The sequence below is a fragment of the Janibacter limosus NBRC 16128 genome (genome assembly GCF_001570985.1).
In the GTDB taxonomy this organism is placed as follows: domain Bacteria; phylum Actinomycetota; class Actinomycetes; order Actinomycetales; family Dermatophilaceae; genus Janibacter; species Janibacter limosus.
Genome location: NZ_BCSS01000030.1, coordinates 17,444 through 41,671, shown reverse-complemented (window position 1 = coordinate 41,671; position 24,228 = coordinate 17,444). Strand labels below are relative to the sequence as shown.

Below are 24,228 nucleotides of genomic sequence, written 5' to 3'. Positions count from 1 at the left end.
GGGCCGACGGTCCGCACCCTCGCCGCCGCGAGGGTGGAGCGTCCCGCCGTGCCGATCCGCGATGTCGACGCCGAGGCGGCGACCCACCGCAGCTCCGGGGTGCCGGAGTTCGACCGCGTGCTCGGCGGGGGCCTCGTGCCCGGATCCGTCGTGCTCGTGGCCGGCGAGCCCGGCATCGGCAAGTCGACGCTGCTCCTCGACGTCGCCGCACGCGTGGGCGAGCAGCGCCGCGTCCTCTACATCAGCGGCGAGGAGTCGGCGGCCCAGGTGCGTGGCCGGGCCGAGCGGATCGATGCCGTCACCGACGGGCTCTATCTCGCCTCGGAGACCGATCTGGCCACCGTCCTGGCACAGATCGAGCAGGTGCAACCCGACCTCGTCGTCATCGACTCGGTGCAGACCATCGCCTCCACCGAGGTGGACGGCGCGCCGGGCAATGTCGGGCAGGTGCGTGAGGTCGCCGGATCCCTCATCCAGGCAGCCAAGTCCGGGGGCTTCGCGATGCTCCTGGTGGGGCACGTGACCAAGGACGGGTCGATCGCCGGGCCACGCGTGCTCGAGCACCTCGTCGACGTCGTCGTCCAGTTCGACGGCGACCGACACTCGCGTCTGCGGCTGGTGCGAGCGGTGAAGAACCGCTTCGGCCCGACGGACGAGGTCGGCTGCTTCGACCTGTCCGACAGCGGCATCATCGGCCTGGACGACCCCAGCGGTCTCTTCCTGTCCAGCCGCCACATCAATGTGCCGGGCACCTGCGCGACGGTGACGCTCGAGGGACGCCGACCGTTGGTCGTCGAGGTCCAGTCGCTCGTCTCCCCCTCGCAGATCCCGACGCCACGACGGGCCAATGTCGGGCTCGACGGCGGCCGGCTGGCCATGATCATCGCCGTCCTCGACAAGCGGGCAGGCGCCCCGATCGGCAACCAGGACACCTACGTCTCCAGCGTCGGCGGGGTCAAGATCACCGAGCCGTCCAGCGACCTGGCCGTCGCGGTCTCCATCGCGAGCGCCGTCCTCGACGAGCCCATCGCGCACGACCTCCTCGCCCTCGGCGAGGTGGGCCTGAGCGGCGAGGTCCGCCCCGCCGCCGGAGTCGCGCGGCGCCTGACCGAGGCGGCCCGGCTGGGCTTCCGCACGGCCTTGGTCCCCAAGGGCGCTCTCGCCGACTCCCCGACCCCGCAGGGCATGGAGGTCATCGAGGTCGTCGACGTGGCCTCGGCGATCACCGCGGCCCGAGGACATCACCCTCGGCCACACCTCGTGCCCAGCCGCACCCCATAGACTCGCCGCGTGGCCGACACTGACGACGAGCTCTTCCGGACGACCCTTGCCGCGGTCGCGCCGGGCTCAGTGCTGCGCGACGGGCTCGAGCGCATCCTGCGAGGCAACACCGGCGCCCTCATCGTGCTCGGTCACGACAAGCTCGTGGAGTCCCTCTGCACCGGCGGCTTCGACCTCAACATCGAGTTCTCGGCGACGCGGCTGCGCGAGCTGGCAAAGATGGATGGCGCCGTCGTCGTCGACTCGAGCGTCTCGCGCATCCTCAAGGCCGCCGTGCAGCTCGTGCCCGACTCGAGCATCGAGACGATCGAGAGTGGCACTCGGCACCGCACCGCCGAGCGGGTGGCCAAGCAGACGGGGCACCCGATCGTCTCGGTCAGCCAGTCGATGCACATCATCGCGCTCTACGTCGGCGGCCGACGGCACGTGCTGCGCACGACGACCGAGCTGATCTCCCAGGCCAACCAGGCGATGCAGACCCTCGAGCGGTACACCAACCGGCTCAACGAGGTCACGGGCACGCTCTCCGCCCTCGAGATCGAGGACCTCGTCACCGTGCGGGACATCGCGGTCGTCCTCCAGCGTCTCGAGATGGTCCGCCGCATCCACGCCGAGATCGCCGAGTACGTCCTCGAGCTCGGCGTCGACGGACGTCTGCTGACGCTGCAGCTCGAGGAGCTGACTGCCGGACTCGACGACGACCTCAACGCCGTGATCCTCGACTACCTCGACCCCGAGGGTCCCGTGGGGTCGAGCGACCAGGTGCTCAGCAACCTCTCTGCCCTCGATGCCGCCGAGCTGCTCGACCTGGGGCACGTGGCCAAGACCTTGGGTTTCGCCATCGTGGGCGAGTCCCTGGATGCGTCGGTCAGCCCTCGGGGACTGCGCATCCTGGGCAAGATCCCTCGCCTGCCGGGTGCCATCGTCGATCGCCTCGTCGAGCACTTCGGCTCGCTGCAGCGGCTGCTCGCAGCCGGCATCGACGACCTGATGACGGTCGACGGGGTCGGCGAACTGCGCGCGCGGACGGTCCGCGAGGGGCTCTCCCGGCTGGCCGAGTCATCGATCCTCGAGCGCTACGTGTGACATGACCCGGTTCCTCGTCTCATGGCTCGCCGGCAGCCTCGTCGTCGCCGGGGCATGGTTCGGGTGGACGTACACCGATCAGGTCAATGCCGCCGTGACCAGCGCCGCCCAGCTGGGCCCGACACCTGAGGGCGAGGCACTGCGGACCGATGGCACCGAGCTCGGCAGCGCCTGCTCAGGCCCTACTCCTGTGGATGCCACGGGCATGGATGCTCTGATGGACCAGCTCGACGGGGAGCCCACGCTCCAAGGCGCCGACCACGGCGGCTCCGTGGCCCTCGCGGACGGCCGGCGGCTCTACGCCTTCGGCGACACCATCCGTGACACGGACGTCGTCAAGCCCTTCATGGTGCGCAACTCCGTGCTCATCTCCAATGGCGACTGCATCAAGCCCATGGAGGTCGACCACCATGGGCCGGCGATCCCCAGCGACGGCAAGCTGGGCTACTGGCCGATGTCACTGCGCGCGACCCCGGTCAAGGGCGGGACCATCGTCCAGATGATCACCGCGACCGTGACCGTCAAGGGCAGCGAGTCCTTCGCGACCACGGGGTCCAACCTCGCGACCTTCGAAGTCCCCACCAACCGCATGCCGCGCCTGGTCTCCCACCGGCCCCTCGGGCCCCGCACCGCGGACCCGCGCGTCCCCACCTGGGGTGCTGCCATGTGGGACGTGGGTCCATGGACCTATGTCTTCGGCACGGCCAGCAACGCGGACAAGTCCACCGCTGGATGGGCCCTCCACGTCGCGCGCACCTCACCCGACGACCTCGACGACCCCGACGCCTGGCAGTACTGGGACGGCAGCACGTGGGTGACCGGCGACCCGTCAGCCGCCCAGGGCGAGGCGGCACAGCTCATCGGCCCGGACAACGGCGTCTCGCACGTCCTCGGGGTCATGGAGCAGGACGGCAACTGGTACGCCGTCAGCAAGGAGGGCGATTACCACGGAGTGTGGCTGAGCGTCTGGAAGGCACCCGAGGTGACCGGCCCCTGGACCAAGCACCGTGTCCGTCCTCTGGCCAACGACTCCACGATCCGGCGCTACGCGCCACTGGTCCACCCCGACTTCACGACCGCCTCGGGCCGTCTGCTGATCTCGTGGAGCGAGTCCCCGACGACTCACGGCCCCTTCTACACCCATCCTGAGCTGTACCGACCGCGATTCGCGGAGATCGACCTGCCGTGAGCGACCTCCCCCCGACCGGGGTGGCCAGTGCCGTCCTGCACTCCGCTGTCCTCGAGTGGTACGCCCAGCACGGACGCGACCTGCCATGGCGCGACCCCGAGTGCACCCCGTGGGGCATCTACCTGTCCGAGGTGATGTCGCAGCAGACTCCGGTCGCTCGGGTGCTGCCCGTCTGGGAGCGGTGGCTCGAGCGGTGGCCCACCCCGGCAGCGCTGGCTGCCGACTCCCCCGGCGAGGCCGTGCGCATGTGGGACCGACTCGGCTATCCCCGACGGGCCCTGCGCCTGTGGGAGTCGGCCCGGGCCATGGTGGAGCGGCACGACGGCCAGGTCCCCCGGGACCACGAGGACCTGCTCGCACTGCCCGGCGTCGGGACCTACACCGCAGCGGCCGTCGCGTCCTTCGCCTTCCAGGATCCGCGCACCGTCGTCGACACCAATGTGCGCCGGGTGCTGGCACGGACCGTGAGCGGCACCCAGCACGCGGCGCCCGCGCTCACCGCCGCCGAGATGCGCTTGGCCACTGCCTCGATGCCGCCGGACCGCGACCGGGCCAACCTGTGGAATGCCGCGTCGATGGAGCTCGGCGCGCTCGTCTGCACCGCGCGCACCCCTCGATGCGGCGAGTGCCCTGTCGCCCATCTGTGCGCCTGGCAGCTCGCCGGCCGGCCTGCCCACGAGGGGCCGGTCCGCCGCGGGCAGGCCTGGCACGGGACGGACCGACAGGTGCGCGGTCGCATCGTGCAGCTGCTCCGTGAGAGCCCTGACCCCGTCTCCCGGAGCGACATCACGGCAGTGTGGCCCGACGACGAGAGCAAACTCGAGCGTTGCCTCGCCGCGCTGGTCGACGACGGGCTGGTCGAGCCGCGCGACAGCGGGCGCTTCGCGCTGCCGAGCTGAGCGGTCCGCCCCCTTCGTCCGCTCAGGATCCGCTGGCTCAGAGCTGGCGGAGCATCCGGGTGTTGCCGAGGGTGTTGGGCTTGACGCGCTCGAGGTCGAGGAACTCCGCGACGCCCTCGTCGTAGGAGCGCAGCAGCTCGACATAGACATCGGGGTCGACGGCCTGGCCCTCGATCTCGGTGAAGCCGTGACGGGTGAAGAAGTCGACCTCGAAGGTCAGGCAGAAGAGCCGCTCGACGCCCAGCTCCTCCGCGTCCTGCGCGAGGGTCTCCAGGAGAGCGCCGCCCACCCCACGACCCAGCTGACCCTCCGCGACGGCGAGGGTGCGGATCTCGGCGAGGTCGTCCCACATGACGTGCAGCGCACCGCAGCCGACGACCTGCCCGTCGACCTCGGCGACCCGGAACTCTTGGAGCCCCTCGAAGTAGGCGACGGTGTCCTTGCTGACGAGGACCCGCCTCTCGGCGAGCGGCGCCACGAGGGAACGGATCTCGCGCACATCGCTGGTGCGCGCGCGTCGGATGGTCAAGGTCACCCGGACAAACCTACGCCCCCACCACGAGGGCGGGGGCGCAGGCTCACGACGAGGGGGGTCAGCGCACCTTGTACCTGGGCTGCGACTGCGGGTTGAGCTCGTCCATGATGACGCGGTCAGCCTTCTTGGTCATCGCGCTCTTGAACTTCAGCACGTCGAACCCGCGTGCGATGTCGGAGGAGAAGATGTGACCGTTGTAGTAGTAGCTCGACCACGTACCGCCGATCCCCTCGGACTCCGGCAGCGGACCGCGCTCGAAGTAGCCGATCTCCTTGGGCTTCTTGGAGTTGGTGAAGTCCCAGACGCTCGTCCCACCCTGGTACCAGGACTGGACCATGATGTCGCGGCCGGCCACCGGGATGAGCGAGCCGTTGTGGGCCACGCAGTTCTCGGTCTCGGTCTGGTGACGCGGGATCTTGTAGTACGACGTGAAGGTCAGCTTCCCCAGCTTGGAGAGGCTGTAGATCGCGTTGGCCCCGCGGTTGGGTCCGGTCTCGGCGTCACAGGTCGCTGCACCGCCACCACCGAGCTCGTCGGTGAAGACGACCTTGGTCGCATCGGCGTTGAAGGTGGCGGAGTGCCAGAAGGCGAAGTTTTCGTTGTCCTGCACCCGCTCGATGACGCGAGGCTTCTCCCGGTCCTTGATGTCCATGATGATGCCGTCACCCATGCACGCGCCGGCCGCAAGATTCTTGTGCGGCAGGGCCGTGAGGTCGTGGCAACCGGTCGTCGAGGAGCGGTTGGCGATCGGCGTCGGGCCGGGGCCACCGGGGTTGCCACCGTCAGGGAAGAGGTTGGGGGTGGCGATGACCGCGGACTGCTCAGGCGCGGACTTGTCGACCTTGACGATCGAGATCAGGTCGTGCGGCGTCTGGCAGTCGGGGTACTCCGCGCGCGGCGAGTAGCTCGAGACGTAGAGGTAGTCATTGCCCTTGGTCTTGCCCTTGCCCGGGACGAGGGTGTGGGTGTGCGAGCCGCAGGCGGTCTCGACGGACTTCAGGTAGCGCGGGTTCTTCACATCGGAGATGTCGAAGATCTTGATCCCCTCCCAGCTCTCCTTCTGGGACGCCGGCTGCGAGGTGGAGGCACACGAGTCGTCGCTGCGGGAGGAGTCGGTCGACAGGTAGAGGAGGTCACCCGACACGGAGATGTCGTTCTGGCTCCCGGGGCAGCTGACCTGGACGAGGGTCTTCGGCTTCTTGGGATTGCGGACATCGATGATCGAGAAGCCGTCGTAGTTGCCGACGAAGGCCTTGTCGTCCTGGAAGGCCATGTCGGTACCGAGGCCTTCAGCAAGCGCTCCGGACGGTGCGAGGTTGGCCAGATGTTTCACATTGGCACTGCGGCCGATCTCATCGGTCAGCAGATCCGTCCCGGAGACACCGACTCGATCGTCGGGTCCGTCCGCGGTGGCACTCCCGACCCCGACTCCGGAGACGATCATGGCTGCGACGGCTGCGACGGCCAGGGCTGGTCTCTTGCGCATGCTTCCTCCACGGTGGCGTCCGCCGAGACTGGGTGTGTTCGGCGAGTACGCCACACCTTCCTCCCCGGCACACAGGCACACACCCCCGGCAACCTCCGGGTTGTTTCCGGAAATGGTCAGTACCGCTGACAGCGGTCCCGCGAGCGGCGAAGGGGGCTAACGTCGGCTCGGTGACCCGCTACCGCTTCGCCCCTCTCGTCGCCTCCGCGGCTCTGGCTCTGGCACTCGGCGCCTGCTCCTCCGACGAGCCGGCGACCCCGACCGCGACCTCCCCCGACGCGCCCGTGCTCCAGCCGGGCGTCCCGGGCGAGCCCAACACCTCGCTGAGCGGGACCTCGGCCGTGGCAACGCCCAAGGTCACCCACAACGACGCCGATGTCACCTTCTTGCAGGACATGATCGTCCACCACGCGCAGGCCGTCGTCATGGGTGATCTGGTCAAGGGCCGCCTGACCGACCAGCAGGTGCGAGGCATCGCCAGCCGGATCCGGGATGAGCAGAAGCCGGAGATGAAGGCCATGTCGAGCACCTTGAAGTCCTGGGGCGAAAAGGTGCCGATCGAGGCGACCAACCCGACCCTGGGATCCCGCGCCGGGCACTCCCAGCACGCACAGATGCCCGGGATGGCGACGCAGAAGCAGCTCGACGAGCTGGCCCGGGCCAAGGGCGCGGACGTCGACCGTCTGTACCTCGACCTGATGACCAAGCACCACCAGGGCGCCCTGACGATGTGCACCACCTTGGGTGACAAGGGGTCTGACGAGCGCACCAGCGAGCTCGGTGACGACATCAACGTCACCCAGAGCAAGCAGATCGACCAGATGAAGGCCATGCGCAAGCGGCTCTGACCTCCGCGCCACCGCTCGTCCGCTCCCCCCTTGACCATGCCCTCGCCGAGGTCTACCGTCTTATTCAACCCAAAGGTTGATTAAGGAGCAGCGTGGCAGACCCACTGGAGGAGCGGCTCTCCCGGTCCTTCGCCGCGCTCTCCGACCCCGTCCGGCGGGACATCATCGCCCGCCTCACCGTCGGTGACGCCACCGTCTCCGACCTCGCCGTCCCCTACGACATCAGCCTCCAAGCCGTGAGCAAGCACGTGAAGGTCCTGGCCGACGCCGGGCTCGTCAGCCAGCGCAAGGAGGCCCAACGCCGCCCGGTCCATCTCGAGAGCCAGGCACTGGCCGCGATGACCGGTTGGATCGAGCGGCACCAGCAGCGGGCAGAGCAGCGCATGGCCCGCCTCGGAGAGGTCCTGGCGGACCTCCCTTCGTCCGACACCACAGGCACGTCCGACACACACGGAGCAGGACAATGACCCAGGCAACCGACCACATCACCACGGCCACCATCGAGGCCGACCCCGAGGTTCCCGTCATCCGCATCACCAGGGACTTCCCGGCGAGCGCCGCCCAGCTCTTCGCCGCGCACACCGACCCCGAGCTGTACAAGAGGTGGGTGGGCCCGGACTCGGTGGACACCGTCATCGACCACTGGGACGCGCGCACCGGGGGCAGCTATCGCTTCCTCAACACTCGCGGCGACGAGGAGTACGCCTTCCACGGCAGCTTCCACGAGGTCTCCCCCGAGCGCATCGTGCAGACCTTCACCTTCGAGGGCTTCCCCGACGGGGTCTCGCTGGAGACCATGACCTTCGAGGACCTCGGCGACGGATGGACCCGAGTCCACGGCCACTCGCTCGTGGCCACCTTCGAGGCGCGCGAGGGCATGCTCGCCTCCGGCATGGAGGTCGGCATCAACGAGGGCTACGCCGCGCTCGACCGGATGCTCGCGGCCGGCGAGATTGCCTGACCTGGCGTCGATCAGGAAGTTCGACGAGCAAACGGCCAGCGGCGCCGGACCACGACGAAGGGAGGGCCTCACCACTTGGTGGGGCCCTCCCTTCGGTCGTCAGCGTGCGGGATCAGCTCCCGGCGCCGCCGTCACCGGCTCCGAGGAGCGGGACGTCGAGCTCGCCGATCTTGTGTGCACCTTTGAAGGTGAAGATCGCCGACTTGCCCTCGCCCTCGACGTCCACCGCGACGATCTCACCAGCGGTGAGCTCGCCGAAGAGGATCTTCTCGGACAGCACGTCCTCGATCTCGCGCTGGATGGTCCGCTTGAGCGGACGCGCGCCGAGCACGGGGTCGTAGCCGCGCTTGGCGAGCAGCTCCTTGGCCGCACCCGTGAGCTCCAGGCCCATGTCCTTGTCCTTGAGCCGCTGGTCGAGCTTGGCGACCTCGAGGTCGACGATCTGCACGATCTCCTCCGGGCTCAGCTGCGGGAAGACGATCGTGTCGTCCACGCGGTTGAGGAACTCGGGGCGGAAGTGCTGCTTCAGCTCGTCGGTGACCTTGTCCTTCATCCGCTGGTAGCTCGAGGTCTGGTCGGCGCCCGAGGTGAAGCCCAAGGAACCCTTGGAGATGTCACGCGTACCGAGGTTGGTCGTCATGATGATGATCGTGTTCTTGAAGTCGACCATCCGGCCCTGGGAGTCGGTCAGACGCCCGTCCTCGAGCACCTGCAGGAGCGAGTTGAAGATCTCCGGGTGCGCCTTCTCGACCTCGTCGAAGAGGACCACCGAGAAGGGCTTGCGGCGCACCTTTTCCGTCAGCTGACCACCCTCGTCGTACCCGACGTAGCCGGGAGGCGAACCGAAGAGCCGGCTGACCGTGTGCTTCTCGGAGTACTCGGACATGTCGAGCGTGATGAGGCTGTCCTCGTCGCCGAAGAGGAACTCCGACAGCGCCTTGGCCAGCTCGGTCTTACCGACACCCGTCGGACCGGCGAAGATGAACGAGCCACCGGGACGACGCGGGTCCTTCAGGCCAGCGCGCGTGCGACGGATCGCCTGCGAGATGCCCTTGATGGCTTCGTCGTTGCCGACGACCCGCTTGTGCAACTCGGCCTCCATGTTGAGCAGTCGGCTCGACTCCTCCTCGGAGAGCTTGAAGACGGGGATGCCGGTGGAGGCAGCGAGCACCTCAGCGATCAACTCCTCGTCGACCTCGGCGACGACATCCATGTCGCCGGCCTTCCACTCCGCCTCGCGCTTGGCCTTCTCCGCGAGCAGGTTCTTCTCGTCGTCGCGCAGGCTCGCCGCCTTCTCGAAGTCCTGGCCGTCGATGGCCGACTCCTTTTCCAAGCGGACCTTGGCGACCTTGTCGTCGAACTCCTTCAGCTCCGGCGGAGCCGTCATCCGACGGATGCGCAGCCGCGCGCCCGCCTCGTCGATGAGGTCGATCGCCTTGTCCGGGAGGAAGCGGTCGTTGATGTAGCGGTCGGCCATCGTGACGGCGGCAACGATCGCCGGGTCGGTGATGGTCACCTTGTGGTGCGCCTCGTAGCGGTCGCGCAGGCCCTTGAGCATCTCGATGGCGTGCGGCAGCGACGGCTCGGCGACCTGAATCGGCTGGAAGCGACGCTCCAGGGCCGAGTCCTTCTCGATGTGCTTGCGGTACTCGTCGAGCGTCGTCGCACCGATCGTCTGCAGCTCACCACGGGCGAGCATCGGCTTCAGGATGCTCGCGGCGTCGATCGCGCCCTCGGCGGCACCCGCACCGACGAGGGTGTGGATCTCGTCGATGAAGAGGATGATGTCGCCGCGCGTCTTGATCTCCTTGAGCACCTTCTTCAAGCGCTCCTCGAAGTCACCGCGGTAGCGGCTGCCGGCGACGAGGGAGCCGAGGTCGAGCGTGTAGAGCTGCTTGTCCTTCAGCGTCTCGGGCACGTTGTCGTCGACGATGTCCTGGGCCAGGCCCTCGACGACGGCCGACTTGCCGACGCCGGGCTCACCGATCAGGACAGGGTTGTTCTTGGTGCGTCGCGAGAGCACCTGCATGACGCGCTCGATCTCCTGCGAGCGCCCGATGACCGGGTCGAGCTGGCCCTCTCGGGCAGCCTGGGTCAGGTTGCGACCGAACTGGTCGAGCACGAGGGAGCCTGCGGGCTGGCCCTCGGCGGGACCCGCACCGGCGCCGACGCCAGCGGCCTGCCCCTCCTTGCCACCCTGATAGCCCGAGATGAGCTGGATGACGGTCTGGCGCACGCGGCCGAGGTCTGCCCCGAGCTTGACGAGGACCTGGGTGGCGACACCCTCGCCCTCGCGGATCAGGCCGAGCAGGATGTGCTCGGTCCCGATGTAGTTGTGGCCGAGCTGCAGCGCCTCACGAAGGGAGAGCTCGAGGACCTTCTTGGCACGCGGGGTGAAGGGGATGTGCCCCGACGGAGCCTGCTGGCCGGGACCGATGATGTCCTGGACCTGCTCACGGACGGCATCCAGAGAGATGCCGAGCGACTCGAGCGCCTTGCTGGCCACGCCCTCACCCTCGTGGATCAGGCCGAGCAGGATGTGCTCGGTCCCGATGTAGTTGTGGTTGAGGAGGCGTGCCTCCTCCTGGGCGAGGACGACGACCCGGCGGGCCCGGTCGGTGAACCGTTCGAACATGGGATCTCCCCTTCACGTGGTGCTCTGACCTCGATGCTAACCGTGCCCGCTGCCTGAGCCGGGGCGGCGAGCCTCTCACGGGGTCACAACGCAGGTACCCCCAACCCTGTTCCATGACACGGAGAGGGTCACCCCTTGTTCGCTCTCAGCGGATCGCGATCACTCGGCCGTGGGCGCCGGGACATCGATGACGATGTCGAAGCCGAGCAGCTCTGCACCCGTGGCCACCGGCTTCTTGGCCTCGCCGGAGTGGGCGGCCCGAGCGTCCCCGTCACGCCAGGCGGCGAAGGACTCCTCGTCGGCCCAGCGCGTGACGACGAAGTAGCGGTCGCCACCCTCGGTCGGACGCAGTAGCTGGAACCCCTCGAAGCCGGGCGACTGGTCGACGGCTCCCTGACGGGCAGCGAAGCGGCGCTCCAGCTCCTCGCGGGCCTGCTCGGGGACGCTGATGGCGTTGATCTTGACGATGCTCATGGCTCGACCGTAATGGAGGCCCTCGCTGCGGCAGTCATGGCCGACACGACCCGGATCCACAGAACACCGGTGACCAAGGTCGCCACGGCGAGGACAGCGGAGACGATGAGCCACGGAGTCAGGTCGTCGGGCGACAAGGCGAGCGCGACGGACTCCGCGGCAGCAAGGACGCCGGTGACGATCCAGCCGGCCCACCACCAGGGCAACACCCGGGTGCGAGCTCCCACGGCGGCTGCTGCGTCGCGCACCACCTGATAGGGGAACCAGAGGTTGACGACGGGCGCGATCCAGCCCACGAAGCTCCAGTAAGCCTCACGCTCGTGCCGGGCCTCCGGATTGAGCTGACGGGCTGCCTCGACGAAGAAGTACAACCAGAGCCCGGCGATGATGAAAGCGAGAAGCTGCACGAGGACCGACAACGACGCGAGGGCGTCGACGACGAAGAAGAAGGCGATATCGGGGTCGGGCCGCGGCACCTGCGCGCCGAGATCTCCTCGGCTGTGGACAACCTAGGCTCACGGCATGCGCACCGTCTTCGACGTCAGTGATCCCGACACCAACGCCTACGCCCTGCTCACCTCGGTGGTCGTGCCACGGCCGATCGCCTGGGTCACGAGCGTCGGGTCGGACGGGGTCGGCAACCTCGCGCCCCACTCCTTCTTCAACGTGGCGTGCGCGCGGCCGCCGATCGTCAGCTTCACCTCGGTCGGGCGCAAGGACACACTGCGCAATGTCCTCGCCACCCAGCACTTCGTCATCAACCTCGTGAGCGAGCAGCTCGCGGACCTCGCCAACGCGAGCAGCGCTCCCTTCGACCCGGAGGTGGACGAGGCGGACGCGCTCGGGATCACGCTCGAGCCCAGCGAGCTCGTCCCGGTCCCGCGCGTCGCGGACTCGCCCGTCTCCATCGAGTGTCGCCTGCACTCAAGCATCAAGCTGGGCAACAGCCACCTCGTGCTCGGCGACGTCCTGGCGATCACCGTCTCCGATGACGCCCTCGTCGACGGCCACCCGAGCATGGAGGCGCTGCGCCCGATGTCCAGGCTCGGACGCGACGAGTGGGGCCGGCCGCCGGAGGTTGTCCACCTGACGCGACCAGAGGGCCCCTGAGCTCAGGTGACGTCGAGGGCATCCGGGTCGAGCTCCGCGCCTCCGCGCGGTGATCCGATACCCCGGATCCCGAAACCGCTGTCGGTCCAGATGCACTCGCCCGTCGCGACCGACGCCCGGTCTGACGCGAGGTAGACGAAAGCGCCCGCATGGTCGGACGCCTCGGGGATCACCTCCAGGGGTATGACCTGCTCTGCCCCCGGCAGGACCGCGTCGACGGTTGGCTGGTCGAGGCACTGCAGACCTTCCATGTTGGTCCGGGCCACTCCGATCGCCACACCGTTGACGCGGACCCGAGGGGCAAACTCCCACGCCAGTTGCCGCACGATGCCTACGTCAGCGTGCTTGCTCGCCACGTACAGCACGCCATCGTCGACGGCCCGGTAGCCGGCGATGGAGGTCGAGAAGATCATCGACCCGTGGGCGCGCAGCACTTCGGGCAGCGCGGCCCGAGCACCCAAGAGGTAGCCGCGCACGTTGATCGCAAAGATCTCGTCGATGGCCTCCTCGAGCTTGTCCACCGGCATCTGGGCGAGTGTGAGGTTGCCGGCACCCACACCGGCGTTGCCGACGAAGGTGGTCAGGCCACCGAAGGCGTCGACCGTCGTCTGCACGGCGCGCACGTTGTCCGCCATCCGCTCCACGCTCCCGTGGACCCCGACGACCGCGTCCCCGAGGTCGCGGGCCACGGCATCCAGCCTCTCCGCGTCCCGGTCGAGGATGCCCACGCGGGCGCCTGCCTCGACGTAGGCGCGAACCACGGCCTCGCCGATACCACCGGCGCCGCCAGTCACGAGGGCGATCTTGCCGTCCATGGAAAACATCAGTCTGTCCTTTCGTGCCCGGGCACCGTGCCCGGGTCAGCTCATCGCGACGCCACCGTTGACGTCGATCGAGATGCCGGTGGTGAAGCCGGCGTCCTCCCCCACGAGGTACCGCACGGCAGCCGCGACCTCGGCAGGGTCGCCGAGTCGTCCCATCGGGATGGACGCGGCAAGGTCTGCTCCCGCCCGGTCGCTGTCGCGCAGGTAGTCGTCGAGGTGCTCCGTGCGGGTCGTGCCGGGGTTGACGACATTGGCCGTCACCCCGGTCCCAGCCGTCTCCAGCGCCAGCTGCCGCGTCCATCCCACGACCCCGGCCTTGGCTGCGACGTATGCAGTGGCGTTGCCGAGCGCAGGTGCGCGCGCGACGACCGAACCGATCGTCACGATGCGGCCCCACCCGCGGGCGATCATCCCGGGCAGCACCGCCTGCGTCATGACGAAGGGGGCGGTGAGGTTGAGCGCGAGCTGTTGCTCCCACTCCTCCTTCGTGGTGTCGAGCGTGGTCCCCGGCCGCAGGAAACCGCCAGCGTTGTTGACGAGGACGTCGACCGGTCCGAGCCGGTCGGCCACCTCTGCGAGCATCCGGTGGACGTCTCCGGCATCGGTGACGTCCCCCGTGATCGTCAGGTCGGCTCCCGGCGTCGACGTCGGTGACCGGACGGCAGCGACGACCTGCAGCCCGGCCTCGGCGAGAGCCGTCACCGTCGCGGCGCCGATGCCCCGCCGCGCACCGGTGACCAGGGCCACCCGGGTGGGCCGGGGCGTCATCGCACCCCGACGCGGCCACCGGGGCGGTTCAGGCCGCGCACGGACAGCCCGCTGTCGACGCTGATCATCGCGCCGGTCATGATCGCCGCGTCGTCGGAGGCGAGCATGACGAAGGCCCCGTCGAAGTCGCTCAGCTCGGGCACCCGCTGCAGGGGCAGGATCGCCGCCGTCCCGTCGAGGACCGAGTCCGTCGCCTCCTGCCCCAGGGCGGAGAGCCCCTTGAGCCGGGTCGGGGCCACTCCGGGGGCGATGCCGTTGACCCGGACGTCGGGCGCGAGCTCGTAGGCCAGCTGGCGCACGAGCCCGAGGACCGCGTGCTTGGACGCCGTGTAGAGCGCGCCTCCTCCGGCCGCGTGGGAGCTGGCGAAGGAGCCGGTGAGGATGATCGACCCCCTGCTGCTGATGAGCTCTGGCAGTGCCGCACGCGCTCCCAGCATGAGGGCGAGGACGTTGACGTCGAAGAGCTCGTGGAAGGCCTGCGTGAGGTCCTCACCGGGGATCTCCTCGAGCGGACGGGCTGCATCGGTGATCCCGGCGTTGCCGACGAAGAGGTCCAACCGACCCCAGGCCGCGACAGCCGCCTCGACGGCCGCCCGGTTGCCCTCCCAGGTCGACACGTCGGCGACGACAGGGATGACGGCATCCCCCAGGTCGGCAGTCGCCTGCTCCACCCGGTCGGAGATGTCGACGGCGACGATCCGCGCCCCCTCGGCGACGAAGCGGCGCACGGCGGACAGGCCGATGCCTCCGCCGGCTCCGGTGAAGACGACGACCTTGCCGTCGAGGCGACCGGTGGATGTGCTCATGGGTGTCTCCTGGGTCATAGGTTGATCCGCGCTCGGGCGATGGTCCGCTCGGCGCGTTCGCTTGCGGGCAGGATGGAGATGGTCAGCTGCTCACCGTCCGGCAGGTCCATCCGCTGGCAGGTCTGCTCCCACGGTGTCTCGACGACGCCCGTGGCGTGGCGGGTGGCCCCCGATGCCTCGAGGACACCGGCCAGTCGTTCGAGGGCGGGCAGGTCGGCGACCTCGACGCGCAACCCGTGGTCACGCCCGAGCGGCTCCCCCGCCTCGACGGCGTCGACGAGGTCTGCCTGGGGCCCGTCGAAGATCTCCAGGGCCGCGGGCACGACGCCGAAGAGCGCACCCCGCTGCCCGTCGGGGTGGGTCCACTCGTCGACGACCTGCATCCCGAGCCCGTCGCGGTACTGGGCCAGTGCGGTGTCGAAGTCGTCGACGCGCAGGCAGAAGCGCAGCTCGTCGAAGCCGCGGTCACGCGAGACCCGCTGCTCCGGCCAGCTGGTGACCAGCCCGTAGAGGTAACCGTCCGGCCCGCGGAAGTGGGTCCAGCGCGGCGACCACGAGTCCTCGACCCCCTCGTGGATCTCCCCGACGAACTCCACGCCCCGGGACTCCAGATGGGCCCGCACCTCCGCCACGTCGTCGACGAGGAAGCCGGCGACCGGGTGCTCGAAGAAGTCGTGCGCGTCGTCGCTCGGCTTGAAGATCTCGAAGGCACTGCCGTCGGGGAACCCGAAGACCCGGGCGCCCTCCTGCTCCTGCTGCACCTCGAGGCCGAGCCCGTCGCGGATGAAGGCCGTCATCTCCTCGAGGGCAGGACTGCTCGACCCGAGCCAGGCCAGCCCGTGCACCTTCATCGGGAGACCGCCTGAGCGAGGGGCTGCCCCAGGAGCGCGCCGGCCTCGGGCACCACCGGGTCGAGGTCGAGCTCGCGCAGCATCTTCCACACGGTGGCCGACGCGGCGCTGACGACGGGGATCGGCGAGCGCCGCTGCACCTCGGCGAGCGCCCTGAGGGAGGGCATCTGCACGCACGCGCTGATGACGAGCGCGTCCGCGCCGGTGGTGTCCACCTCACCCGCAAGCCGGATGAGCTCGTCCTGGTCGAGCTGACCGACCTTGAGGTTGTCGGGCTCCTCCCTGCTGATGGAGTCGACGACCTCGATGTCCTCGTTCTCGATGTAGCTGCACACGGTGGCGGTGAGTGGCTCCATGTAGGGGGTCAGGACCGCGACCCTGCGGGCGCCCAGGTGCTCCAGCGCCTCGACGAGCGCACCGGCCGAGGACACGATCGGCAGGTCGCCACCGGTCTCTTCGCGCGCCACGCGACCCAGACGCTCCTCGGAGGTCCTGTGGTACCCGTGGCCCTGGGACATGATCGCGACGAGGCAGGCATACCCCATGACGTCGACCCGGGCGTCGGCCAGCTCGGCGGCGGCTCGCTCGGAGTCCGCGTCCATCGCGGCCAGCTCCTCCGGCGTCACCTGCTTCATCCGCATGCGCGCGGAGTGGAAGGTGAAGCGCTCTGGCGCGACCTGCTCCCGAGCGCGCAGCATGGCCGGGATCTCGGTCTCCATCGTCACGTTGCTGCTCGGCACGATGAGGCCGACGCGGATGGGGGTGTGCATGGGTGGGCTCCTGTCGAAGGGGGTCACGGGCTCACCGGGTCTGCCGGGGTGCCTTGAGAGGGACGAGGTTGACGGTCTCGGTGAGACCGATGTCGTAGTAGTCGTGGCGCCACAGGACGTCGAGGCGTCCGTCGGCGCGCTCGTCGAGGACGATGTCGAGGGCGTCACAGGTGACGAGCAGCGGATCGAGGACGTAGTCCGGGTCGACCTCGCGGATCATGCCGATCGCGGCGTCGAGGAGATGGAACTCCATCATCCGGGCTGCCGCCGCGCCCTCGCGAGTCCCGACCGCCTCGAGGAAGGCGCGGTCGACGTCGGTGAAGTTGGACAGGGCCCGCGGGCGGGCGAAATAGAGCCGCTGGTGGCGCTGGATGAGCATCATCTGTGCGTCGACCAGCCGTGAGACGGCCTTCGGGTACTTCCCGGTGATGATCTCGTGGAAGGCGAAGTGCGCGTCCTGGAAGTCACGCGTGCTCGTGTGGTCGCGCTCCATGGCCTCGAGCCGCTCGCGCATGGCGTCGAGCGCGTCGTCCTCGATGGTCGAGACGATGGCCCGCACCATGGGTGGCTCGGTCATCAGGCGCAGGCAGTAGGCGTCCTCGACCTGGTGGAGGGGCGCCGGGGCCACGGACATTCCGCGGTTGGCCTGGGTGACGACGAGACCCTCCGCCTCGAGTTTGTGCAGCGCCTCCCGCAACGGCGTGCGTGAGACATCGAGCTCGCGCGCCACGTCCGCCTGGCTGAGACGCAGACCGGGGGCGAGTGCCCCCGAGACGATCTGCTCGCGCAGCGCATCGGCGACCGCCTCGACGACGTTCCCCGAGCGTCGTTCACCGCTGCCGACGGCGTGGTCAGGCATCCGTCGGCTCCTCGGACCCGGCACCCAGCTCGCGGGCATGCAGGCGGCTGAAGAAGGTCGGGTCCTGCGCAGCGACGATCTCCAGCTGCATCGGGTCGAGGACGACGCTGTGACCTCGTCGCGGGACGAAGAGCTGTAGGCGTTCGCCGTTCTTGGTGCGCACCTTGCGGAAGTGGACACCGGTGAACTCGTTGCCGATGCCCTGCCACTCCTCGGCGCTCACGACACCCGGCACGGGGTCCGGCTCGTCCTTGGCGTCCGGGCCCGGCTGGGCGTCCCCGAGGTCGGGGTGGATCTTGTGCTCGCTCATGTCATCGCTCCTGAGGTCGTGACTCGTCGGATCTGTGCACCGTATGTCTCCGGCTGCACGCCGCGCAGGGCCGGCAGCCGGTCACGCACCGCGTCCACCTGGTCGAGGTCGAGGTCGAGGACCTTCGTGGCGAAGGTCGCCTCCCCGAGGTCGGCGAGGACCTCGCCCCAGGGGCCCACCGCGAGGGCGTGCCCGTAGGTCTCGAAGGCGTCGGGCGTCTCGCCGTCGCCGTGGACGGTGGCACTGGCGAGGACGTAGGCCCCGGACTCGATGGCCCGGGACCGCAGCAGGACCTCCCAGTGGGCGTCGCCCGTGATGCGGGTGAAGGCAGCGGGCACGAGGATCACCTCGGCCCCGCCCAGCGCGAGGGTGCGGTAGAGCTCGGGGAAGCGGACGTCGTAGCAGATCGTCAGACCGACGGCGACACCGTCGACGTCGACGATTACCGGGTGCGTGCCACGTTGCTCGACCGAGCTCGCCTCGAAGGACTGACCGCCGATGCGTGCATCGAAGAGGTGGATCTTGTCGTAACGCCCGGCCAGGTGTCCCGACCGGTCGTAGACGAGGGCGGAGTTGAAGGTTCCGCCGTCGGTGCGGTTCTTCAGTCCACCGACGACGACCACGACGTCCTTGTCACGCGCCGCCTCGGCGATGCGGTCGAGGTGAGGGTCGCCCCCTTCGCTGAAGGCCGCCTCCCTCATCTCGGTGTTGCTGCCGAGCATCAGTCCGTTCTCCGGGAGGACGACCAGCTGCGCTCCCGCGGCCGCGCAGTCGCGGACGGCCCGCAGGGCCAGCTCGACGTTCGCCGCGACATCCCGCGTCGCGTGCCACTGGGTCAGACCGACCCGTAGGCTCCTCGTGTCCGTCATGACTCCTCCTCGATCTGCATCCGCACGACGGTCCAGCCGCCACCGGATGCCTCCATGGGCTCGTAGGTGTAGACCTCACCGCGGACACCCGGCCCGACGAGCCCGAGCATGATCAGCCAGTTCGGGAACTCGTACTGCCCGTGGTCGAGCAGGGGGTACGGCTCGAGGTTGGCGATGTCGTTGCCCCGCCCTGCCCGGAGCATCTCGAGCAGGTAGGTGTCGAACTCGACGTCCACGCCGCCGAACTTGCCCGGGTCGAGCCAGTGGCTCAGGCCCCCTGTGGCGAGCATCGCCACGCGCAGCCCGGAGCGCTCGACCGCGGCCCGCATCGCGGCACCGAAGGCCCTGGCCCCGAACGGCGAGAAGCTGCGGTGCGGCTGGGTGATGATCGGCACGACCGGGACGTCGGGCCGAGGCAGCATGAGGCGAAGGGGGACGATCAGCCCGTGATCGAGGTCGACGCGGGACGCCTCCTCCACCTCCAGGCCCGCCGCGCGCACGGCCGTCGCGATGTGCTCGGCCATCTGCGGGCTGCCGGTGAGCTCGAGGTCGAGGTCGGGACGCTTGAAGAACTCCATCGAGCCGCCGTGCGTCGCGGCCGTGCCGACGACGTAGTGCTGCGTCTCGAAGCTCTGGAAGTGGCAGTCGGCCGTCACGAGGATGACGTCGGGGTCGGCGGCCCGCAAGTCCGCCGCCATCCGCTCGTACCCGGCGAGGAGTCGCTGCACCCCCTCCTCGGGGTCGATCTCGGGACGGGCCAGCAGGTCGGGGACGTGCGATGCCCCGCCGGCGAAGACCAGGCCCTCGGGCAGGTCCTTCGGCGGCAGCGGCGTCGTCGTGTCCACGTGCAGGCGGCCCTCGCTCGCGCTGTCACCGATGTCGTCCCGGAACCAGCGGCTGACGAGGATCGTGATGCCGTCGTTGACCCCGGCCGAGCGGAGCCGGTCGCGATCGCCGGAGACGATGACCTCGACCCACTCCTGCGTGATCCCGAGCTCGGTGGCACCGGCCGCCGGGTCCTGGCGGACCCGCTCGAGCAGGTCTCGGTCGCGGGCCATCGCGAGGATGGCGCCCTCGAGGGAACCATCGGACATGTCAGACCAGCTTCCCGTCGCGCACGACGACCCGGTCGTCGACGCTCACCGTGCAGCCGCGCATCGGGACGTCGAGGTGGGCCGGGGTCTCGCGGTCGGCGAACCGGTTGGAGCCCGTGGACCACATGAAGTTGCCCGCGGTGGAGCGCAGCTCCTGGCCGTAGAGGGTGCGTGGGTCGTAGACGTCGAAGGCCGACCAGCGCGCCTGGGGCAGCAGGCCCCAGCCCATGTGGCTGAGCGCCCAGACCTCGGGGTCGTCCCAGGACTCGAAGTAGTCGTTGAGCACGTGCGCGTCGGCGCCGCCGGTGATGGAGGTGATGAAGCCGTCCTCGACGGCGATCGTCACCTCGTCACGGACGTAGCGCTGCCACGGGATGAGCGCGTCGCCCGGCTGCAGGACGATCTGCCCCTGGGCCGTGCGGTCCTTCGGGAAGCAGGCGGCGAAACCGCTCGGCCAGTGGTCCCAGCGACCGGGGACGTCGACGTACCCCCACTGCATGGTGATGGGCAGGTCCTCGCCGGACACGTCGGCCGTGAGGTCGGTCCCGGCAGCGCTCACGACGTGCAGCGTGTTGCCGTCGCGCAGGACGTCGCCGGCAGCCGAGACGTCGGCCTTGAGGTCCTCGCCACCCATGAGGCGCTCAAGGACGTCGTTGGGCTCGGCGACGAAGAGCATCCGCTTGCCGTTGCCGGTGATGCGGGTGCGCACGTCGGAGTGGATGAGTCCGCCGACGGTGCAGTCGACGACGAAGTCGGCCTCGCCCGCCGCCGCGAGCAGCGCCGCGACCTCACGGCCGTCGGGCTCGTAGGGCGGGAGCATCGGGCTCGACAGGCTGGAGGCGTGCAGGACCAGCGCGCTGGCGCCGAGCTGGCGGGCCGCGGCCACGGAGGCGGCGACGTACTCCTCCTTGTGGCCGAGCTCGGCGATGACGGCGACGACCTCGCCTGAGGTCACCTTGCACAGTTCGAACTGCTTGACGAAGTTCTCGGTCAGTGAGCGGGGCATGTGAATGCTTCCTTTCGGGTGCGGATCAGTGGGCGGAGCGGATCGCTCCGCCGTCGATGACGAAGGAGGAACCGGTGGAGAAGCCGGGGAGGTCGGAGGCGACGAAGGCGATGAGGTCGCCGATCTCGTGCGCCTCGCCCCACCGGCCGAGCGGGATGTCGGCGACGACGCGGTCGAGCTCGGTGTCGCGGTCGGTGCCGTTGGTCTCGGCCTTGCTGCGCAGGATGTTCTCCATCCGCTCGGTGCCGGTGGCCCCGACGAGGACCTGGTTGACCCGGACCCCGCGCGGAGCGATCTCGCCGGCGAGCGACTTGACGAAGGAGGACTGGGCGGAGCGGTAGGCGGCCGACAGGACGCCGGCCGGGGCGGGCTGGCGCACCCACGACGAGGAGACGAGCACCATCGCCCCGCTCCCCTGGCCGACCATGACGCGACCCGCCGCGGTCATCAGCTCGACCACCGGTCGCAACATCGCGTCGTGGGCGCCTGTCCAGTCCTCCCAGGTGAGCTCCAGCGCCGGCGAGAGCTTCGGACCGGGGGTGTTGGCCACGAGCACGTCGAGCCGCCCGTGCTCCTCACGCACCTGCTCGACGAGGGCGCTCCCCGCACCGGCCTCACCGAGATCGGCCACCACGGGCACGATCCCCCCGCGCCCGACCTCCTCGGTCTCGCGGTCCTGCGAGCGCGCCGCCGCGATGACGGTCGCACCCTCGCTCGCCAGTCGCTCGGCCGCCGCTCGACCGATTCCGCGTGATGCCGCGGTGACGAGGGCGACCTTGCCGTTCAGTGCCAGATCCATGTGCTTCCTTGTTCTTGTTCGCTGAATAACCGACATACTATGCATACATGTTTGCATACATTTTTGCACGTCGTCATCTCATCACTCGGAACACTAAATTCCTTGCGCCGCGCTCAAGAGCGCCGCCTCGGTCAGATCACCGCCTTCGAGCGTCCGGAAGATCACTCCTCGCTCGAAGACGTGGACCCGATGACAGATGTTGGCGAGGTCCTCGTGTTCCGCACTGGCGATGACCACCGCCGCGCCTTGAGCTGCGGCCTCCATGACATGGCGCAAGATCTGGTAACGAGCGCCGACGTCCACTCCCTGCGTCGGCTCATGCAGGACAAGGATCCGCGGACTGATGTTCAGCCACTTGGCCATGAGCACCTTTTGCTGGTTACCACCGCTGAGGGTGCTCATCGCGACGTCCGGCACTGCCGGCCGAACATCGAACTGCTTCAGGAGGGCATTCGTCAGGCGTCGTCGACCGGCCAAGTCGAGCTTTCCGTGACTGACCAGTCTGGGGAGCGTGGCGATAGTGGCGTTTTCCTCGACTGATAGCTCGCCGACAGCGCTGTCTCGGACCCGATCGGCTGGCACAAGAGCGATCCCCATGGCCACAGCCCGCTGTGGTGTCATCCGCGCGAACTCGATCGGCTCCGCCTCGCCTACAGCGAGGGAACCATTGACGTTGTCAAGGGCACCCATGATCGCGTACGGAACTTGCTCCCATCCGGAGGCGACGAGGCCTGCCAATCCGACGATCTCGCCAGGCGCGACGGCAAGATCCACCGGACCGAGAAGATCGGCAGACAGCCCCCTGATCCTGAGAAAGGCAGCGGTCTCCAAGGAGTCCGGTCTATCGGGATACGTCGCATCTGGCGTCGTCCCGATCATGGCCTCGATGATTTCGGCCTCTGTCGTCTCGGGGACCTCCTTGGTCGCAACGACCTTCCCGTCCCGCAGCACCGTCACACGGTCAGCGACGGCCATGACCTCTTGGAGGCGGTGCGTCACGAGCAGCACGCCGACCCCAGATCGTGCTGTCTGGACGATCTGACTCAGCAGCTCCCTGACACGGTCATTCGGCAAATAGGCGGTCGGTTCGTCGAGGACCAAGAGGGACCCACGCGCATCCACGACTTCATCCCGCGCACGGGCAAGGGCCAACAATGCCTTGTCCACCTGTTGAAGTGATCGCATGGGAGTGTCCACGGACAACGACAGCCCAGCGAGTTCGGTGATTCGTTCCGCCCGGATGCGTTCGGCACGCCAGTTCAAGGTGCCCAGGGAACGGCTATGGAAGGCGCCGGCTAGGTTTTCGACGATGCTCAACGAGTCGACGAAGCCAAGGTCTTGGTGGACGAAGGCGATTTTGTCCGACCATCCTTCCGCCTCACCAGCAACGTAGACCTCGCCACCTTTGTCCGCCGGCTGGTAGCCAGACAAAATCTTGATGAAGGTGCTTTTGCCAGACCCGTTTTGACCTACGAGCGCGTGCACCTCACCCGAACGGATGGTCAAATCCAGATCCGTGAGAACGCGTGTTGCGCCGAAGGTCTTCGACAAGCCCGACACCTCAAGGGCACAGATCTCGGGATGCACCACTTGCTGTACTCCCATGCCCATCAGTTCTTCCACAGCGTCGGGAACTTCTTGGCCGGGTCGACACCGAAGATTGCCTCATCACTCCCGGCAAGGTCGATGTCGCCGACATTGGTCTCGTCGAGCAGGCGTACGGGAACACCCGCCTTCTCGATGGGGCCCTCGCCGGACAAAATCCGCAGGGCAAGGTCAATGTGCGACCAGCCCTGCCACGTGTATGGGAAGGCCACATCGGCTCGGAGGGGCGACGACCCAAGAAGGTTCTGGAGCACCTCCGGCGTGCCGTTGCTCGAGACAACGGAGACGCGCTCTTCAGCATTCTGCTGGGCCAAGGACGACATGATCGGTTGCGAGAAGGTGTCGTAGTCCGGCATCAGCACGTTGGTCTTACCGTCTTGGATGTCCGTAGCCGACTGGGTGCCGACATTGTTGAAGAACTCGTCGTACCCAGGAAAGGTGACGGGGGTGAACGAGCAAGTGTCTTCGCAGGTCTCCTCCAGCACGCGCTTCTCGGCGGCCTGCTGAACCTTGGACCCAAGGTCGTTGTTCACCCCGTAGGCGACCGCATGGGCACGCCCTCCCGTGTGCTCGACGGCCCACGCCGCCATGGCCTCGCCGATGCAGGTCTGGCACAGCTCCTGCTGAGCCACGATCCCGATGGCCTGCTCCTCCTTGGTCGGCCACTCCGGATCACCGTGGGTTCCGCTCATCACGAACTCGATGCCAGCCTTATGCGCCTGCTTGATCGCCGGCTGGATCTGGGTTGGAGGCACCGTAGCCACCGCGATCAAGTCGACGTCCATACCAATCCCCTGCGTGATCGCCTTCGACGTGTCGTCGGCATTGCCCTTGCCGTCGAGGATCGTGACGTCGACGCCGTACTTGGGCATCTCACGCTTGATGGTGTCCGCCTGTGCCTTCACATACGGCAGGTTGAGGCCGTTGGCTATGTACAAGTACCTCTTCCCTTTGGCTGGTGTGACGTCGAATGCCGGTCCGGGCGGTTCCCACGCGATCGGCTTGCGGTAGTCATCCGCGATCTTGTTGGCGGCGTCGACCGCTCCTTGGTTCACCTCGCCTTCGGGTCCTGCTGCGGCGGAACACGCAACGAGCGGAAGCACCACGGCGGATGCCAGGAGAGCAACGGTGAACTTGAGACGAGAAGGCATGGGGTTCTCCTA

General features: G+C 68.5%; 26 protein-coding genes. 8 read left to right on the top strand and 18 right to left on the bottom strand.

Annotated elements, in window-relative coordinates; translation table 11 throughout:
• From radA to JLI01S_RS11675, 4 genes are all read left to right on the top strand, one after another.
• Positions 1-1,281: DNA repair protein RadA (gene radA, locus JLI01S_RS11690; RefSeq protein WP_068264731.1), on the top strand; the 1,281-nt coding region annotated here is incomplete at its 5' end.
• A gap of 9 nt (positions 1,282-1,290) precedes the next feature.
• Positions 1,291-2,367 (top strand): DNA integrity scanning diadenylate cyclase DisA, encoded by a 1,077-nt coding sequence (gene disA, locus JLI01S_RS11685; protein WP_068264722.1) that lies wholly within the window; start codon positions 1,291-1,293, stop codon positions 2,365-2,367.
• Between the two features lies 1 nt (position 2,368).
• On the top strand, positions 2,369-3,556 hold the full coding sequence (locus JLI01S_RS11680; protein WP_068264720.1) for a DUF5005 domain-containing protein: 1,188 nt from the start codon (positions 2,369-2,371) through the stop codon (positions 3,554-3,556).
• The gene (locus JLI01S_RS11675; RefSeq protein WP_281177464.1) at positions 3,553-4,455 is read left to right on the top strand and encodes an iron-sulfur binding domain-containing protein; all 903 of its coding nucleotides are present in this window, start codon (positions 3,553-3,555) and stop codon (positions 4,453-4,455) included. The genes JLI01S_RS11680 and JLI01S_RS11675 overlap by 4 nt, the downstream gene beginning before the upstream one ends.
• A gap of 37 nt (positions 4,456-4,492) precedes the next feature.
• On the opposite strand, the gene JLI01S_RS11670 is transcribed toward JLI01S_RS11675, so the two are convergent.
• Together JLI01S_RS11670 and JLI01S_RS11665 are read right to left on the bottom strand one after the other, a co-directional pair.
• Positions 4,493-4,990: an amino-acid N-acetyltransferase gene (locus JLI01S_RS11670; protein WP_068264715.1), complete on the bottom strand. Its 498-nt coding sequence runs from the start codon at positions 4,988-4,990 to the stop codon at positions 4,493-4,495.
• Positions 4,991-5,048: 58 nt separating this feature from the next.
• A complete protein-coding gene (locus tag JLI01S_RS11665) occupies positions 5,049-6,476 on the bottom strand; it encodes an LVIVD repeat-containing protein (RefSeq protein WP_068264712.1) in 1,428 nt (475 codons plus the stop codon).
• A gap of 170 nt (positions 6,477-6,646) precedes the next feature.
• Here JLI01S_RS11665 and JLI01S_RS11660 point away from each other — a divergent pair, with 170 nt between their 5' ends.
• From JLI01S_RS11660 to JLI01S_RS11650, 3 genes are all read left to right on the top strand, one after another.
• Entirely contained in the window at positions 6,647-7,324 is a 678-nt protein-coding gene (locus JLI01S_RS11660; RefSeq protein ID WP_084349388.1) for a DUF305 domain-containing protein, read from the top strand.
• Positions 7,325-7,416: 92 nt separating this feature from the next.
• The gene (locus JLI01S_RS11655) at positions 7,417-7,791 is read left to right on the top strand and encodes an ArsR/SmtB family transcription factor (protein ID WP_245634599.1); all 375 of its coding nucleotides are present in this window, start codon (positions 7,417-7,419) and stop codon (positions 7,789-7,791) included.
• Complete coding sequence (locus JLI01S_RS11650; protein ID WP_068264710.1) at positions 7,788-8,285, top strand: SRPBCC family protein; 498 nt, start codon at positions 7,788-7,790, stop codon at positions 8,283-8,285. The genes JLI01S_RS11655 and JLI01S_RS11650 overlap by 4 nt, the downstream gene beginning before the upstream one ends.
• A 112-nt stretch (positions 8,286-8,397) precedes the next feature.
• Here the strand turns inward: JLI01S_RS11650 and JLI01S_RS11645 are convergent, their stop codons facing one another.
• From JLI01S_RS11645 to JLI01S_RS11635, 3 genes are all read right to left on the bottom strand, one after another.
• Positions 8,398-10,920, bottom strand: coding sequence for an ATP-dependent Clp protease ATP-binding subunit (locus JLI01S_RS11645; RefSeq protein ID WP_068264708.1), 2,523 nt, complete (start codon positions 10,918-10,920; stop codon positions 8,398-8,400).
• 159 nt (positions 10,921-11,079) lie between these two features.
• A complete protein-coding gene (locus JLI01S_RS11640) occupies positions 11,080-11,394 on the bottom strand; it encodes an antibiotic biosynthesis monooxygenase family protein (protein ID WP_068264702.1) in 315 nt (104 codons plus the stop codon).
• Positions 11,391-11,870 carry a DUF4328 domain-containing protein gene (locus tag JLI01S_RS11635; protein ID WP_068264695.1) on the bottom strand — a complete coding sequence of 160 codons (480 nt, stop codon included), beginning with the start codon at positions 11,868-11,870 and terminating at the stop codon, positions 11,391-11,393. Before JLI01S_RS11635 ends, JLI01S_RS11640 begins: the two co-directional genes overlap by 4 nt.
• A 46-nt stretch (positions 11,871-11,916) precedes the next feature.
• Between JLI01S_RS11635 and JLI01S_RS11630 the strand changes: the two genes are divergently transcribed.
• Positions 11,917-12,504 carry a flavin reductase family protein gene (locus tag JLI01S_RS11630; RefSeq protein WP_068264694.1) on the top strand — a complete coding sequence of 196 codons (588 nt, stop codon included), beginning with the start codon at positions 11,917-11,919 and terminating at the stop codon, positions 12,502-12,504.
• Between the two features lie 2 nt (positions 12,505-12,506).
• Here JLI01S_RS11630 and JLI01S_RS11625 read toward each other — a convergent pair whose 3' ends face one another.
• The 13 genes from JLI01S_RS11625 to JLI01S_RS11565 all read right to left on the bottom strand — a co-directional run bounded on the left by JLI01S_RS11625 (position 12,507) and on the right by JLI01S_RS11565 (position 24,216).
• Complete coding sequence (locus JLI01S_RS11625; RefSeq protein ID WP_068264692.1) at positions 12,507-13,328, bottom strand: SDR family oxidoreductase; 822 nt, start codon at positions 13,326-13,328, stop codon at positions 12,507-12,509.
• Between the two features lie 36 nt (positions 13,329-13,364).
• Positions 13,365-14,096, bottom strand: coding sequence for an SDR family NAD(P)-dependent oxidoreductase (locus tag JLI01S_RS11620; RefSeq protein ID WP_084349387.1), 732 nt, complete (start codon positions 14,094-14,096; stop codon positions 13,365-13,367).
• A complete protein-coding gene (locus JLI01S_RS11615; protein ID WP_068264688.1) occupies positions 14,093-14,902 on the bottom strand; it encodes an SDR family oxidoreductase in 810 nt (269 codons plus the stop codon). The genes JLI01S_RS11620 and JLI01S_RS11615 overlap by 4 nt, the downstream gene beginning before the upstream one ends.
• A gap of 14 nt (positions 14,903-14,916) precedes the next feature.
• Positions 14,917-15,753 carry a VOC family protein gene (locus JLI01S_RS11610; protein WP_068264686.1) on the bottom strand — a complete coding sequence of 279 codons (837 nt, stop codon included), beginning with the start codon at positions 15,751-15,753 and terminating at the stop codon, positions 14,917-14,919.
• Positions 15,750-16,523 (bottom strand): maleate cis-trans isomerase family protein, encoded by a 774-nt coding sequence (locus tag JLI01S_RS11605; RefSeq protein WP_068264684.1) that lies wholly within the window; start codon positions 16,521-16,523, stop codon positions 15,750-15,752. The genes JLI01S_RS11610 and JLI01S_RS11605 overlap by 4 nt, the downstream gene beginning before the upstream one ends.
• Positions 16,524-16,554: 31 nt before the next feature.
• Positions 16,555-17,382, bottom strand: a complete 828-nt coding sequence (locus JLI01S_RS11600; RefSeq protein ID WP_068264682.1) for a GntR family transcriptional regulator — start codon at positions 17,380-17,382, stop codon at positions 16,555-16,557.
• The gene (locus tag JLI01S_RS11595) at positions 17,375-17,692 is read right to left on the bottom strand and encodes a hypothetical protein (RefSeq protein ID WP_218005504.1); all 318 of its coding nucleotides are present in this window, start codon (positions 17,690-17,692) and stop codon (positions 17,375-17,377) included. Before JLI01S_RS11595 ends, JLI01S_RS11600 begins: the two co-directional genes overlap by 8 nt.
• Positions 17,689-18,561 carry a nitrilase-related carbon-nitrogen hydrolase gene (locus tag JLI01S_RS11590; protein ID WP_068264680.1) on the bottom strand — a complete coding sequence of 291 codons (873 nt, stop codon included), beginning with the start codon at positions 18,559-18,561 and terminating at the stop codon, positions 17,689-17,691. Before JLI01S_RS11590 ends, JLI01S_RS11595 begins: the two co-directional genes overlap by 4 nt.
• Entirely contained in the window at positions 18,558-19,655 is a 1,098-nt protein-coding gene (locus JLI01S_RS11585) for a DODA-type extradiol aromatic ring-opening family dioxygenase (RefSeq protein ID WP_068264678.1), read from the bottom strand. Before JLI01S_RS11585 ends, JLI01S_RS11590 begins: the two co-directional genes overlap by 4 nt.
• A 1-nt stretch (position 19,656) precedes the next feature.
• Complete coding sequence (locus JLI01S_RS11580) at positions 19,657-20,661, bottom strand: 2,5-dihydroxypyridine 5,6-dioxygenase NicX family protein (protein WP_068264676.1); 1,005 nt, start codon at positions 20,659-20,661, stop codon at positions 19,657-19,659.
• Between the two features lie 25 nt (positions 20,662-20,686).
• Positions 20,687-21,460: an SDR family oxidoreductase gene (locus JLI01S_RS11575; RefSeq protein ID WP_068264674.1), complete on the bottom strand. Its 774-nt coding sequence runs from the start codon at positions 21,458-21,460 to the stop codon at positions 20,687-20,689.
• A 93-nt stretch (positions 21,461-21,553) separates the two neighbouring features.
• Positions 21,554-23,083 carry a sugar ABC transporter ATP-binding protein gene (locus JLI01S_RS11570; protein ID WP_157074926.1) on the bottom strand — a complete coding sequence of 510 codons (1,530 nt, stop codon included), beginning with the start codon at positions 23,081-23,083 and terminating at the stop codon, positions 21,554-21,556.
• Positions 23,071-24,216 (bottom strand): sugar ABC transporter substrate-binding protein, encoded by a 1,146-nt coding sequence (locus JLI01S_RS11565; RefSeq protein WP_084349385.1) that lies wholly within the window; start codon positions 24,214-24,216, stop codon positions 23,071-23,073. Before JLI01S_RS11565 ends, JLI01S_RS11570 begins: the two co-directional genes overlap by 13 nt.
• Between the last annotated feature and the right edge of the window lie 12 nt (positions 24,217-24,228).